Source organism: Bacillus inaquosorum KCTC 13429 (assembly GCF_000332645.1).
Lineage (GTDB): Bacteria > Bacillota > Bacilli > Bacillales > Bacillaceae > Bacillus > Bacillus inaquosorum.
Genome location: NZ_AMXN01000003.1, coordinates 178,757 through 195,284, shown reverse-complemented (window position 1 = coordinate 195,284; position 16,528 = coordinate 178,757). Strand labels below are relative to the sequence as shown.

Sequence of the window (16,528 nt, the reverse complement as noted above, 5' to 3'; positions counted from 1 at the left end):
CTCGATGCCTTCAGATCAGGAGAATTAACCATTACTGAGGTAGAAGAACATCTTCAAGGCATGAAGCGGCAGTTCAAAAGCCCGCTATCAGAAGGGCAAAAAGGGCTGTGGATGCTTCAAAAAATGTCTCCTGATATGAGTGCATATAATCTTCCTTTATGCTTTCGCAACAGCAAACCAATACATGCAGAGACGTTCAAGAATGCCCTTCTGTTTGTACAGAAACAATATCCTGTTTTAACTAGTGTGATTCAAGAGGAGAATGGCATTCCATTTCAAACGGTTCAGTCATCTGGGGCTCTTTATTTTGAGGAAGAGGATATATCAGCGATGAAATCAGAAGAGGTATTGCCTTTTCTCAAAGAAAAAGCAAAAGAACCTTTTCGTTTGGAAGCTGGCCCGTTATTCCGCACACATCTTTTTCATCGATCAAAAGAAGAATGCATTGTGCTCATAACGATTCACCATATCATATTTGACGGTGTGTCGATGCTGACATTGATATCGGCGCTTTTCGAGGCGTATCAGCAATTGCTGAATGGGATTGAGCCCGTGCTGCAGCCATTAACAGCTGATTATTACGATTTTGTCGAATGGGAAACCCGGATGCTGAACAGCAGAGAAGGGGAAGAGCATCTCGCTTACTGGAAAGAACAGTTGTCTGGGAATCTGCCAGTTCTTGATCTCCCTGTTGACCGTCCGCGGTCTTCAGCACGAAAATTCAAGGGGCAAGCTTATAAAAGCTTGCTCCCTCATAACCTGAGGAATCAAATCAAATCGTTTGCCCGCACCTATCATGTGAATGAATCGGCTGTGTTTCTCTGCATTTACAAGGTACTGCTGCATCACTATACAAAACAAAAGGATATTATTGTCGGCGTTCCGACAATGGGACGGCCTGAAGATAGCTTTGAATCTATTATCGGATACTTTATCAATATGATGGCTGTTCGGAGCAAGAATATCGGATCCCAGCCATTCACAGCATTTATTCGGGAGCTTCAGCTGACAATGGCTGACGGTCTGGATCATGCGGCATATCCGTTCCCTGCATTGGTAAGAGAGCTCAATGTAGACCGCTCGGCTGCGGATTCGCCGGTTTTTCAAACAGCCTTTCTGTACCAAAACTTCTTTCAGGCAACAGGCTTGCAAAAAGTGCTTGAATCATATCAAACGCTTGGCATTGAATATATGGAGGATATTCGGCAAGAGGGAGAGTTTGAGCTGGTACTCGAAATATACGAGCAAGAAAATGAAACGGTGCTTCATATTTTATATAACCCTGATCTATATGAATTGTCCTTCATTGAAAGTATGATGGAGAACTATATGAAGCTCGCGCAACACATGATGGAGGACCCGTCTTTGCCGCTTGAAACCTACTCTTTGCAGTTACATCAAGAGCAAAGCAGTTTACTGGAACAATGGAATGCGACAGGCACAAATACGCCAAATGACAAGTGTATACATGAAGTGTTTGAGGAAAAAGCGAAACAAACCCCAAATGCGGTTGCTGTGATTTTCGAAGACAGGTCTCTTACATATAAAGAAGTAGATGAAAAAAGCACATCTGTGGCAGTCTACCTTCAACATCAGGGGGTTGGACCTGAACACCCCGTTGCAATTTGTGCAGAGCGTTCGTTTGATATGATTATCGGGATTTTAGGAATACTGAAAGCCGGCGGAGCGTATGTGCCGTTAGATCCAAGCTTCCCGCAAGAACGGTTGGAGTACATGCTCAAAGACAGTCAAGCGTCCATTGTCCTGACCCAATCTAACGTTCATCATAGGATCAGCGGATTAACTGGCAGCCATATAAAAGCAATCAATATCGAGTTGGCTTGCCGAAACGGTTATACAGATCTGCAAAGCAGCGGTTTAAAGCGGAAAGTAAAACCGGAGCATCTCGCTTATATCATTTACACATCGGGAAGCACCGGACAGCCTAAAGGGGTTATGGTAGAACATCGTAGCATAATGAATACCCTGAATTTTCTTGAATCTCACTATCCCGTGACTGCTGAGGATGCATATTTATTGAAGACAAACTATGTTTTCGATGTTTCGATCTCGGAATTATTCGGATGGTTTATCGGAAACGGCCGCCTTGTGATTCTTCCGCCAAACGGAGAGAAATCACCGCAGCAATGCATGGATTATATAGAAACATATCAAGTGACCCACATTAATTTTGTGCCGGCTATGCTGCATGTTTTTTTAGAAACGGCGAAAGACAACAAGCAGTTAACTGATAATGGACCGCTCAAGTATATGATGGTTGCAGGCGAAGCTTTTCCTAAAGAATTAGTGAAAAAGGCGGTATCGATCTTTAAAAACTGCCGTGTTGACAATATTTACGGACCTACCGAAGCTTCCATTTACGCTGCGTATTTTGGGTGCAGAAAAGGAGATATCGCAAGTCACCATACACCGATTGGAAAGCCTCTCTCCAACGTGAAAATTTATATTGTGGACCAGCATTTGAAGCCTGCCCCAATCGGACAGCCTGGTGAACTTTGCATCGCAGGAGCCGGTTTGGCAAGAGGCTACTATAATAAGCCAGGGCTTACGGCTGAAAAATTTATTGACAATCCGTTTGAACCAGGGACGAAGCTTTATAAATCGGGTGATTCAGCAAGATGGCTCCCTGACGGCAACATAGAATATTTAGGGCGGATTGACAGCCAAGTCAAAATACGCGGTTTTCGCGTAGAGCTGGGTGCAATAGAAACAAAGCTGAGTGAATATCCGGGCATTTTAGATCAGGCGGTAGTGGTAAAGCAGCTGGAAGGCCATCAACAGCTCGCTGCTTATTATACAGAGGAAAGCGGACATTCCCTTGCAGACCCAAAAGATTTGCGCCGTCATCTAAAATCCAGTCTGCCTGAATATATGATACCTTCACACTTTATCCGCTTAGATGAGCTGCCGTTATCTCCTAGCGGGAAAGTGAACCGTAAAGAACTGGAAAAACGAGACATCGTTTTCAATAGAAAGAAACCAAATCACTTGCAGTTAACGAAAATAGAGGATCAGGTGCTTCGTATTTGGGAGGAAACGCTCAAGGTCAGCGGCTTTGGGACGGAAGACGGATTTTTCGATGCGGGCGGCGATTCGCTTCTGGCTGTAGCTGTGGCCGAACGAATCAAAAAAGAACTGGACTATGAGTTTAGTGTCACTGAGCTGTTCGAGTACTCCACGATCCGTGCGATCAGCCAATACATTTTGGAGATGAAAAACTCAGATCAAGCTGCGACTCAAAATGAAGGCAATCATGATGTCAAAAGAGATGGAAAATACCCGCAGCAGACGATTCCTCCTTATTTTGATGACAGTGTTGCGATTGTGGGGATATCCTGCCAGTTTCCGGGTGCGAAAAATCATCATGATTTTTGGAATCACATCAAAGAAGGCAAAGAAAGCATTCAGTTCTTCTCTGAAGAAGAGCTTCGCGAAAACGGCGTTCCGGAAGAATTGATTCAACATCCTGACTATGTGCCTGTGCAATCGGCGATCGAAGGGAAAGATTTATTCGACCCCGGTTTCTTTCAAATCTCTCCGAAAGATGCTGAGTATATGGACCCTCAGCTCCGCCTCTTATTGCTGCATTCCTGGAAAGCGATTGAGGATGCGGGATATGTGGCAAAGGAGATTCCGGGCACAAGTGTATATATGTCTGCAAGCAGCAATTCATACAGAACGTTATTGCCGAAGGAGGCAACAGAAGGGCATGAATCACCGGATGGCTATGTCTCATGGGTTTTAGCTCAAAGCGGAACCATTCCGACGATGATTTCGCATAAGCTCGGATTAAAGGGGCCAAGCTATTTTGTTCATTCTAACTGCTCTTCATCACTAGTCGGCTTGTATCAGGCATACAAAAGCTTGACATCAGGTGAATCTCAATACGCACTTGTCGGAGGCGCAACATTGCACGCGCAATCAGCGATAGGCTACGTGCACCAAAACGGGTTGAATTTTTCAAGCGACGGACATGTTAAGGCGTTCGATGCTTCAGCAGATGGAATGGCCGGAGGTGAAGGCGTAGCGGTCATCCTGCTGAAAAAAGCTGTGGATGCCGTAAAAGACGGAGACCATATTTATGCCATTATGCGCGGAATAGACATTAATAATGATGGCGCAGATAAGGCCGGCTTCTATGCGCCAAGTGTAAAAGGCCAAACAGAAGTGATACAGCAAGTATTGGATAAAACCAACATTCATCCCGAAACGGTCAGTTATATTGAAGCGCACGGAACGGGAACAAAATTAGGCGATCCTATTGAAATGTCTGCTTTAAATAAAGTGTATAGGCAATACACTGACAAAACACAATTTTGTGGAATTGGTTCGGTGAAAACGAATATCGGCCATTTAGATACAGCTGCTGGGTTAGCCGGATGCATTAAAGTTGCGATGAGTTTATACCATAATGAACTTGCACCGACCATCAACTGCACTGAGCCGAATCCGAATATTAACTTTGAAAGCTCTCCCTTTTATGTTGTCCGGGAACGAAAGCCGTTAGAGAAAAGTGAAGGTGTCCATCGGGCGGCTCTGAGCTCATTCGGTCTTGGCGGCACTAACGCCCATGCTATTTTTGAGCAATATGAAAACCACTCTGATGTGAGGGACGAGAACGAGGGCAATCTGCCCTGCCTCATTCCTGTATCAGCAAAAAACAGAGAGCGGCTCCAAGCATATGTGAAGGAACTGCTGGTCTATATCAGTCATAACGAGCAAGCGCATATCTCTTTAAGAGATATTGCATACACCTTCCAGATCGGCCGGGAAGCAATGGACAGCAGGGTCATTTTTATGGCGAACGATCTGGAAGAATGGAAACAGCAGCTGGAAGCTTTTGTGGATGGAAAGCCGCTGGAAGAAGGCTGTATCCAAGGAGAAAAAACGAGAATGGCCTCTGCTGAACAGTTGCTTGGAAACGCAGAAGCAAAAGAACTGGCTGCATCACGAATGTCAAAAGGAGAATTGAAAAAGCTTGCCGAGATGTGGGCCAAAGGCTTTCATGTTGAATGGCGCAGACTTTATCAAAATACGAAGCCGCGCCGCATCAGTTTGCCGACATACCCTTTTGCTGAAGAACGGTACTGGCCTGAAAGCAGCACCAGCGAACCAAGAACAGTTGAACCATCGCGTTTACATCCCTTGGTGCACCATAATACATCGGTTCTGTCTGAGCAGCGGTTCAGCTCCATCTTCACAGGACAAGAGTATTTTATTTCAGAGCATATCATTAAAGGCATGGCGATTTTGCCGGCGGCGGTTACGCTTGAAATGGCAAGAGCCGCTATAGAACAAGGAATTGGCGGATTGGAGGATCATGAAACTGGAATCAGGCTGAAAAATGTCGTGTGGATTCGCCCGGTTGTAGCAGGGGATGAGCCGGTTCAAGTAAACATCGGACTTTATGATGAAGACGGCGGACACATTCTTTATCGGATGTATGGTGAGCCGGAATCTGTTGATGCAGAACCAATTGTATATAACCAGGGTATAGCGGAATTGATTCAGGTAAAGCAAGAAAAATCGCTTGATCTTTCTGAGATCAAAACCCGATGTGATCAAAGCAGAATGGACGCTGCCTCGTTTTATGAAGGAATGATCGGAGCCGATTACGGTCCTGGTTACAAAAGTGTAGAGGCCGTATATAAAGGCGATGGCCAGCTGCTTGCCAAATTATCACTGCCCGAATCTGTGATGCATACGTCAGACGATTATGTTCTTCATCCAAGTGTAATGGACGGGGCGTTACAGGCGGCTGAATATTTGCAAAACGTCATCAGGGCGGAGCTTTCAGACAGTGAAGACTTTAAGGCCGCACTGCCATTTGCCCTGGTGGAGCTTGAGGTCTTTCATCAATGCGTCGCTGACATGTGGGTTTATGTTCAATTCAACTCGAAAAACAAACCGGGAGATTTGATACAGAAAGTCGATATTGATCTATGCGATGAGCATGGCACGATTTGCGTGCGGATGAAAGGATTTTCGACGAGAGTGATGGAGGCAGATATACAAACCGAACCATCAAAAATGAACACTGAAACTTTATTGCTTCAGCCCGTTTGGCAAGAACAAAAGGCAGCTGAAGGCGCGGCAGCAAAAAAATATGCAGAGCATCTCGTGTTCCTATGTGAATATGACAATGAGACGAGAGAACAGATTGAAGCAGCAATCGAAGATGTCCATGTATACAGCCTAGAAGCAAGGCCTTCTTCAGTGGATGGGCGTTTCCATTCTTATACGGAACAAGTGTTTAAGAAGGTACAAGAGATCATCCGCAAGAAATCGAAAGGCGGCATGCTCATTCAGATCGTAACCTCTGCAGAAGGAGAACAGCAGTTGTTTTCAGGATTGACAGGACTGCTGAAAACTGCTGAGCAGGAGAATGCCAAGCTAACCGGCCAAATGATTGAAGTCAGCAGTGAAGAAAGCGGAGAAAGCATTGCTGGCAAACTGAAAGAAAATCAAATGAGCATCGATTCATATATCAAATATCACAACGGTAAACGGTACATTGCTGATTGGAGTGACATCAAAACGGAAAACTTTGACATCAGCAAGCCGTGGAAAGACGATGGCGTTTATCTCATTACAGGAGGTGCCGGAGGCTTAGGTCTTATTTTTGCAAAAGAAATCGCGGAACAAACGAAGAATGCGACAGTCATTCTGACGGGCCGCTCACCTCTTAGCGAAAGCAAAAGCAAAAAGCTTAAAGAGCTTCACGGCAAAGGGGCTAAGGTCATCTATCAGCAAACAGATGTTACCGATAAAATTGAAGTCTACCAGCTCATTGACGGAATTCAGAAAACATACGGCCGTCTGGACGGCATTCTTCATAGCGCGGGAACCATCAAAGACAGCTATATGGTCAATAAACCGGCAGAAGACCTGCACGATGTACTGGCGCCTAAAGTAAAAGGGCTTGTTTACCTAGACGAAGCGAGCAAGGATTTGCCATTGGACTTCTTTATTCTTTTTTCATCTCTTTCAGGAAGCTTAGGAAGCATCGGTCAGTCTGACTATGCGGCAGCCAATGTATTTATGGATATGTATGCAGGATATCGAAATAGGCTTGCCGATCTCAGCCAGCGGCACGGGAAGACGCTTTCTGTAAACTGGCCGTTATGGAGAGAGGGCGGAATGAAGGTCGACCAAGAAACAGAAAAAAGGCTTGTGCAACTGGCCGGGATTGTTCCTATGACAGCAGAAAAAGGAATTCAGGCATTATATCAAGCGTTTCATTCCGAGGCAAACCAAGTAATGGTGATCGAAGGCGATGTGCAGAAAATAAAACAACACATGCTGGCAAAAACCGCCTCAGCGCCTATAAAAAAGAGGGAAACAGAAAGCATGACTGAACAAGTAAAGAACATTGATACAGACAGTTTGCTGGATAAAGTAAAGGCGATGTTAAAGCGGGAGGTCGCCAAGCTGTTAAAGGTCAAGCTTGAAACGATTGATGATCATGCCGAGATGACGGTGTATGGATTTGATTCTATCTCAATGACGGAATTCACGAACCATATCAACCGCACCTATAAACTAGAGCTGACGCCAACCGTCTTTTTTGACCACCCGACGATTCATGCGTTTGGCAAGCATTTGTCAGAAGAATATCAAGCGGTTTTTGCGAACACATTTGCTGTGCGCGCTGCATCGCCCCAAGTTCAGCCTGCTGCCAAACCGGAGCAAGCCTTGCATGTCAAAGCTAAAAGACGCCGAAAGCAGCAAGTCATGCTGCCAAACGCCGCACAGAGTGATGCTGGGCATGAGCCAATTGCCATTGTGGGCATAAGCGGGATTTTCCCTATGGCGAAAGATGTTGATGCGTACTGGAAGATCTTAAAAGAGGGCAAAGACTGCATGACGGAAATTCCGAAAGACCGCTGGGATTGGCGTGAATATGAAGGTGATCCAACGAAGGAAGTCAATAAAACGAACGTAAAATGGGGCGGTTTTATTGACGGAATTGCCGATTTTGATCCATTATTTTTCGGCATTTCCCCTCGTGAAGCTGAACAAATGGAACCTCAGCAGCGCTTACTATTGACTTACGCCTGGAAAGCGATCGAAGATGCAGGATATTCGGCGAAAAGTCTATCTGGCACAAAAACAGGCGTCTTCATCGGAACGGGAAATACTGGATACAGCTCCCTTTTGTCGAAAGCCAACTCGGCAATAGAAGGCTCGGCGGCTGCCAATACGAGCCCGTCAGTCGGTCCGAACCGGGTCAGTTATTTTCTGAATCTGCATGGGCCAAGCGAACCGATTGATACAGCGTGTTCAAGCTCATTGGTGGCTATCCACCACGCGATCTCTTCAATTGAGGAAGGCACTTGTGACATGGCATTAGCCGGCGGCGTGAATACGATTATCCTTCCTGAAGTGTATATCAGCTTTGATAAAGCGGGTGCACTAAGTAAAGAAGGAAAATGCAAGACGTTTTCAAATCAAGCCGATGGTTTCGCTCATGGGGAAGGGGCCGGTATACTGTTTCTGAAAAAATTAAAAGCGGCTGAAGAAGCGGGAGACCACATTTACGGAGTCATAAAAGGCAGCGCAATCAATCACGGCGGCCGTGCACAATCTTTAACAACTCCTAATCCGAAGGCGCAGGCGGATGTCATTCAGTCGGCATACAAAAAAGCGGGAATTGATCCGAAAACCGTGACCTACATTGAAGCGCACGGAACCGGGACGGAGCTTGGTGACCCGGTTGAAATTAACGGATTGAAATCAGCCTTTAAAGCACTGGGTGTGAATGAGGGGGATGCATCAGCCAACCCTTATTGCGGACTGGGGTCTGTGAAGACAAACATTGGCCACTTATCGCTGGCAGCCGGTGCAGCAGGGATCATTAAAATATTATTGCAGCTTAAGCACAGAACCTTAGTGAAAAGTCTTCACTGCGAAACCGTGAACCCGTACATTCAGCTGAAAAACAGTCCGTTCTATATCGTACGGGAAACGGAAGAATGGAAAGCGCTGAAAAATGAACGGGGAGAAGAACTGCCTCGCCGAGCAGGTGTCAGTTCATTTGGAATCGGCGGCGTAAACGCCCACGTGATTATTGAGGAATATATTCCGCAAGCAGCCGATGAGAATATACCGTTCATCACGCCTGAACATCCGTGTATCTTCGTTTTATCAGCCAAAAATGAAATGCGGCTAAAAGAGCAAGCACAGCAGCTGGCAGCTGCGCTTGATAAGGAAACATATAGAGAGGTAAATCTGACTCATATTGCCTATACACTGCAGGCCGGACGAGACGCGATGGAAGAACGCCTTGGGATTATTTCCGGTTCCATTGAGGATTTACAGCAAAAATTAGAAGGCTTTGCTGCAGGCAAAAACAATGTGGAGGATGTATTCAGAGGCAGGATTGATAAAGGCACACTGCAAATGCTGACAGAGGACGAAGAGATTCAAGAAGCCGTCGAAAAATGGATGGAACGAGGAAAGTACGCAAAACTGCTTGAATTATGGGTAAAGGGGCTTGATGTAGACTGGCCGAAACTGTATGGCGAGAAACTACCAAAGCGCATCAGCTTGCCGACGTATCCTTTCGCAAAAGACCGTTATTGGATCTCTGATCATATTGAAAAAAGCGACAGCCCTAAAGCGAACAAAGCAGCCTCCCGACTTGGCGGAACCGTGCTGCATCCATTAATGCATCAAAACACATCGAACCTCTCGGAACAAAGGTTTAGCTCCATCTATACAGGGGAAGAGTTTTTCCTTGCCGATCATGTTGTCAAAGGCCAACGGATCTTGCCGGGGGTGGCGCATCTTGAGTTGGCGCGGGCTGCCGTTGAACAGGCTGCAGAGCTACAAGATGTTCCATGCACCATGAAGCTAAAGAACGCGGTATGGGTGCGGCCTATTGTTGTAGAGGACCAGCCGCAGCAAGTACACATCAGGCTTTTACCGGAGGAAAATGGTGAGATCTCTTATGAAATTTACGGTAATCCAGACACTGCAGGCGAACAGTCAATCGTCTACAGTCAAGGCAGCGCAGTATTGAATCCTGCTGAAAATCTCCCGGTGGTTGATTTGCAATCCTTGCGGGAGCAGTGTCAGGAAAGCCATTTCAGCGTTAATGAAGTATATGACACCTATCAAATGATCGGTTTTGAATATGGTCCTGCTTATCGAGGTGTGGACAAAATCTATACAGCTGAACATTTTGTTTTGGCAAGATTGTCATTGCATCCGTCTGCTTTAGATACGCTCAGCCAATACAAAATGCACCCGGGGTTGATGGACTCTGCTTTGCAGGCGTCAAGCATTTTGACAGGCGCGGGGGATAACCAGCTGACACTGCCTTTTGCGGTACAAGAGCTTGAAGTCTTCGGAGCTTGCTCGTCAGAAATGTGGGTATACGCAAGATACAGTCAAGACAGCAAGGCAACTGATAAGGTACAAAAGCGGGATATTGATATGTTAGATGAGAATGGCAATGTTTGCGTACGGATAAAGGGATTGTCTTTCAGAGCAGCGGAAGGCGGCTCTGGATCGGCAGAACCTGATCAAACACTGGAAACCCTGATGTTTGAAGAAAAATGGGTTCCTAAGGATGATGAAAAAGAAAGTCCTGAGCCTCATTATGAACGGCATATTGTCATGCTTTGTAATATGAACGGACTCTCAAAAGACAGTCTTGAATCCAGACTGAAAGGCGCCGAATGCATCGTTTTGGAGTCTGACCGCAAAGGACTTGCAGAGAGGTTCCAAGATTATGCCGAACAAGCGCTTGAGACGGTCCAGGGTCTTCTCAAAAGCAGACCTCAGGGCAATGTTCTGATCCAGCTGCTTACCTCTGCACAAAGAAAGCAGTACTCATTCTCAGGGCTATCGGCGCTCCTTAAAACCGCCGGCCTGGAGAATAAAAAACTAATAGGCCAGACGATAGAAATTGATTCAAATGAAAATATTGAAAGTATGATAGAAAAACTGAACGAGAATAAAAGACACGCAGAAGATCAGCACATCAAATATGAAACGGGCAAACGGTATATCAATGAATTACGCGAAATGCAAATGGCTGATCAGGAAATAAGCCTGCCGTGGCGAGATAAGGGTGTATACCTCATTACGGGCGGTGCAGGAGGACTTGGATTTATTTTTGCAAAAGAGGTTGCTCGTCAAACCGAACAGCCTGTGCTCATTCTGACAGGCAGATCTGCGCTGAATGCGGATCAGCAGGCGCAGCTTAACGAGCTTCAGCGCTTGGGGGCTCGCGCAGAATACAGGCGGGTTGATGTGACACAAGCGGAAGCAGCCTCCGCGCTCATCACAAGCATTACGTCTGATTATGGAGACTTGAATGGCGTCATTCACAGCGCAGGGCTGATTAAAGATAATTATCTCATGAACAAAACCAATGAAGAGCTGACACAAGTTCTCGCTCCTAAGGTAAAAGGGCTTGTGAATGTGGATGAGGCAACCGAGCATCTTGCTTTAGATTTCTTTATCCTCTTTTCTTCAATATCAAGTGTCGCCGGCAGTGCGGGGCAGGCAGATTATGCGATGGCTAACGCATTTATGGACAGTTATGCAGCTTATCGAAATGCGCTTGTGACCGCCATGTACAGGCACGGAAAAACATTGTCGATCAATTGGCCGCTCTGGAAGGAAGGCGGCATGCGCGCGAATAAAGAAATTGAAAACATGACTTTGAAAAACACGGGTGTGACTCCAATGCGGACCGAGACCGGCATTCAGGCACTGTATAAAGGTTTGGCATTTGGCAAAGATCAAGTCATCGTCATGGAAGGCATCAAAGACATGATGAGGGAAAAGATGACTCAAAAGCCGTCTTCTGATGATGCTCCAATGAAAACAGCGCAAGCACCGATGCCATCTGAGGAAAAAATGGGCCAAGACAGTTTGTGTGACCACATTCAAGAAACATTAAAGCAAACAATCTCTCAATTGCTCAAAATCAAACCTGAAGAGATTGACCCGGATATGGAGTTTAATCAATATGGATTTGATTCGATTACGTTGACTGAATTCGCAAATACACTGAATGTGCAGCACAAGCTGGATCTGACGCCTACGATCTTCTTTGAGCACGCAACTGTTTATGCATTTGCAGCATATCTGTCAAAAGAATATCCAAATGCATTTACAGCCCAAACGCCTGCCAAAGCTGAGCAGCCTTTACAGCCTGTCGAACAAAATATAAAAAACATGACATTTTCAACTGAGAACCGCTTTGTAAAACCATCGGTTCCGCCAGTGCAAAAGGCAGCTGATCACGTGCCTGAGCCTGTTGCGATTGTCGGGATGAGCGGGGTGTTCCCGAAGGCAAAGGACATCGACGAATACTGGAAGAATCTGAAATTGGGGGCAGATTGCATTACAGAGGTTCCAAAAGACCGCTGGGATTGGCAGGAGTATTACGGAGACCCTCTAAAAGAAGCGAATAAAACAAACGTCAAATGGGGCGGTTTTATTGATGAAGTGGCTGACTTTGATCCATTATTCTTCGGCATATCTCCGCTGGAGGCTGAGCAGATGGAGCCTCAGCAGCGCCTGTTAATGACCTATGCGTGGAAGGCGATAGAAGAAGCGGGATACTCAGCGAGAAGCCTGTCAGGAACCAAAACGGGCATCTATATCGGGACTGGAAACACGGGGTACAGTTCGCTGCTGTCAAATGTAGATATAGAAGGCTCAGCAGCTGCGAATATGAGTCCTTCCGCCGGGCCGAATAGGGTTAGTTATTTCCTGAACATTCATGGACCGAGCGAACCGATTGACACTGCATGTTCAAGTTCTTTGGTCGCCATTCATCATGCGGTTTGCGCAATTGAAAACGGAAACTGTGAAATGGCGATTGCAGGAGGTGTCAACACAGTCGTAACACCGCAAGGCCATATCGCCTATGATAAGGCCGGGGCGCTGAGCAAAGAAGGAAGATGCAAAACATTTTCTGATAGAGCTGATGGGTTCGCAGTCAGTGAAGGTGCCGGCATTCTCTTCCTGAAAAAACTGACAGCGGCCGAACGAGATGGAGATCATATTTACGGTGTCATCAAAGGAAGTGCGGTAAACCACGGAGGCCGCGCAAACTCTCTGACGACTCCTAATCCGAAGGCTCAGGCGGATGTCGTAAAAACAGCATATGAAAAAGCGGGAATCGATCCAAGAACTGTGACCTATATTGAAGCGCATGGAACTGGAACAGAGCTTGGTGACCCAGTAGAAATCAACGGCCTGAAAGCGGCATTTAAAGAGCTGTATGAAAAAACGGGAGACCCAGCTGTTCATGGTCGCCATTGCGGACTCGGATCTGCAAAGACAAACATCGGCCACTTATCGCTGGCGGCCGGTGTGGCGGGAGTCATTAAAGTGTTATTGCAGCTAAAGCATAAGACGCTTGTAAAAAGTTTGCATAGTGAAACGATCAATCCGTATATCAGACTGGAAGACAGCCCGTTTTATATTGTGCAGGAACCGAGAGAGTGGAAGACGCTGCAAGATGAATCCGGCCGAGAGCTGCCGCGGCGCGCGGGCGTCAGTTCATTTGGCATTGGAGGCGTCAATGCCCACGTTGTCATTGAGGAATATATTCCAAAAGAAACAACTGATCCTGCACAAGCACCAGCTGTGACAGCACAACACCCGGGCATCTTTATCTTGTCGGCAAAGGATGAAGATCGCCTGAAAGACCAAGCCCGGCAATTAGCAGACTTTATCAGCAAGCAATCTACCACAGCGCATGATCTCACTGATATTGCCTATACACTCCAAGTGGGGCGTGATGCAATGGAGGAGAGATTAGGGATTATCGCTGTTTCGGCAGAGGACTTGCTGGAAAAACTGAACCTCTTTATAGCTGGACATGCAAGTGCGAAGTACATGTCAGGCAGAGCAAACAGAGGGATCGTACAGACATTGAGATCAGATGATGAAATACAGAAAACGCTCAAAAGCAGCTGGGAGCCCGGAATATATGAAAGACTGCTTGAATTATGGATAAAAGGCATGGAAATAGATTGGAGTAAACTGTATGGCGGCAAACAGCCGAAACGCATCAGCCTCCCAACCTATCCATTTGCAAAAGAACGCTACTGGATAACGGACATAAAAGAGGAAGCATTCGCACATCATGCAACAACTATTGTCGAAACAGCAGCTTTGCACCCATTAGTACAGTCCAACACATCCGATTTGTCAGAGCAGCGTTTCAGCTCAACCTTTACAGGTGATGAGTTCTTTTTCACCGATCATAAGGTGAAGGGAAACCCGGTCATGCCGGGTGTCGCATATCTCGAGATGGTTCATGCTGCCGTTACTAGAGCAGTGAGAGGAATCAAAGATACACAATCTGTTATTCACATTAAAAATGTTGTATGGGTACAGCCGATTATGGCGGACGGCCAGCCAGTTCAAGTCGATATCAGTCTAGATCCCCAGCAGGACGGTGAGATTGCCTTTACCATCTTTACAGAGGATGCGCGCAATGGGCGAAAGATACACTGTCAAGGCAGTGCATCAATCAGTGAAGCAGGAGACATTCAAGTTCAGGATATCAGCGTGCTTCAAGACCAATGCAACCTAAGCACACTTTCACACGAACAATGCTATGAATTATTTAAGGCGATCGGTATAGATTACGGACCTGGTTTCCAAGGAATAAATCGGCTTTATATCGGCCGCAATCAGGCCTTGGCAGAACTTTCACTGCCTCCTGGTGTATCCCACACGCTGGACGAATTCGTTCTCCATCCAAGTATGGCAGACTCTGCGTTACAAGCGTCGATCGGGCTGAAGCTGAATTCAGGTGACGAGCAGCTTTCCCTGCCTTTTGCGCTGCAAGAGCTTGAAATATGTAGTCCGTGTACAGACAAAATGTGGGTGTCTATCACATCTCGTCCAAATGAGGACAGAATACAGAGACTGGATATTGATCTGTGTGATGATCAAGGTCGAGTGTGTGTACGAATCAAGGGTATTTCCTCAAGGGTGCTGGAAGAAGACATACAGCCGCAAGATGAGCCGACATCACCAGATATCAAGGCATCTATTGATGGATCGCTTCTTATGGCGCCGGTATGGGATCAAGTGAAACAGGAGAAGAACATCATTCCTCCTGCAGATGAGCGTATTGTCATCCTCGGAGGGGATGACAACAGCAGAAAAGCTGTTCAAAGACAGTTCCCGTTTGCCAAAGAGCTGCACATTGAACCGAACTCATCGAATCATGAGATTGCAAACCAGCTTGAAGCACTCGGATCGTTTGACCATATTGTGCGGCTGTCTCCTTCTCGTGTGACAGAAGGGGAAGTCGGCGATGACATGATTGAAGCCCAAGATCAAGGCGTGATTCAAATGTTCAGGCTCATTAAGGCAATGCTCTCTTTAGGCTATGGTGAAAAAGCCATAAGCTGGACGGTCGTGACGGCGAACACGCAATGTGTTGATCAGGATGATGTTGTCGACCCGTCTGATGCCGCTGTGCACGGCCTGATCGGTTCGATGGCAAAAGAATATCCAAATTGGCAGACAAAGCTAATCGATGTCAAGAACCATGAGGATTTGCCGGTGTCTGAGATCTTTTCCCTGCCTGCTGATCAAGAAGGGAATACTTGGGCCTATCGAAATCAGCTCTGGCATAAACTGCGCTTGATTCCAGTACACAACAATCAACCGGTGCACACGAAGTATAAACACGGAGGCGTTTATGTCGTGATAGGCGGCGCAGGCGGAATAGGCGAAGCCTGGAGCGAATATATGATCAGAACATACCAGGCGCAGATCGTTTGGATTGGCAGAAGAAAAATGGATGCAGCTATTCAAAGTAAGCTGGACAGACTTGGGCGTCTGGGGGCTGCCCCGTTTTACATTCAAGCTGATGCGGCGAACCGGGAGGAATTAGAGCGCGCTTATGAAACAACGAAACAAATGCATCTAAAAATCAACGGCATTATTCATTCGGCCATTGTCTTGCAAGACCGAAGCCTGATGAATATGAATGAGGAATGTTTCAGGAACGTTCTTTCTGCAAAAGTTGATGTCAGTGTGCGAATGGCTCAAGTTTTCCGGCATGAACCACTCGACTTTGTTTTATTTTTCTCTTCCGTACAATCGTTTGCGAGAGCTTCCGGACAAAGCAATTACGCTGCCGGCTGCAGCTTTAAGGATGCTTTTGCACAACGGCTTTCTCAAGTATGGCCTTGTACAGTAGCCGTGATGAATTGGAGTTATTGGGGAAGCGTCGGTGTGGTTTCCTCACCGGATTATCAGAAGAGAATGGCTCAGGCAGGCATTGGCTCTATTGAAGCCCCTGAAGCGATGGAAGCATTAGAATTGCTGCTCGGGGGACCGCTGAAGCAGCTAGTGATGATGAAAATGGCAAACGAAACGAATGATGAAGCGGAACAGACAGAAGAAACTATTGAAGTTTACCCGGAAACTCACGGCTCCGCCATTCAAAAGCTGCGAAGCTATCACCCGGGTGACAGCACAAAGATTCAACAACTGTTATAGGAGGGGA

The 16,528-nt window shown here is 46.4% G+C and carries 1 protein-coding gene; it reads left to right on the top strand.

Annotation, left to right across the window (positions count from 1 at the left end; translation table 11 throughout):
* Nucleotides 1–60 precede the first annotated feature (60 nt).
* Nucleotides 61–16,521, top strand: coding sequence for a non-ribosomal peptide synthetase (locus BSI_RS0121100; RefSeq protein WP_080030831.1), 16,461 nt, complete (start codon nucleotides 61–63; stop codon nucleotides 16,519–16,521).
* Nucleotides 16,522–16,528: the final 7 nt, after the last annotated feature.

Excerpts from the sequence above, each read along its gene's own strand:
- BSI_RS0121100 (WP_080030831.1), top strand. The coding sequence starts at position 61 with ATGAAGCGGCAGTTCAAAAGCCCGCTATCAGAAGGGCAAAAAGGGCTG.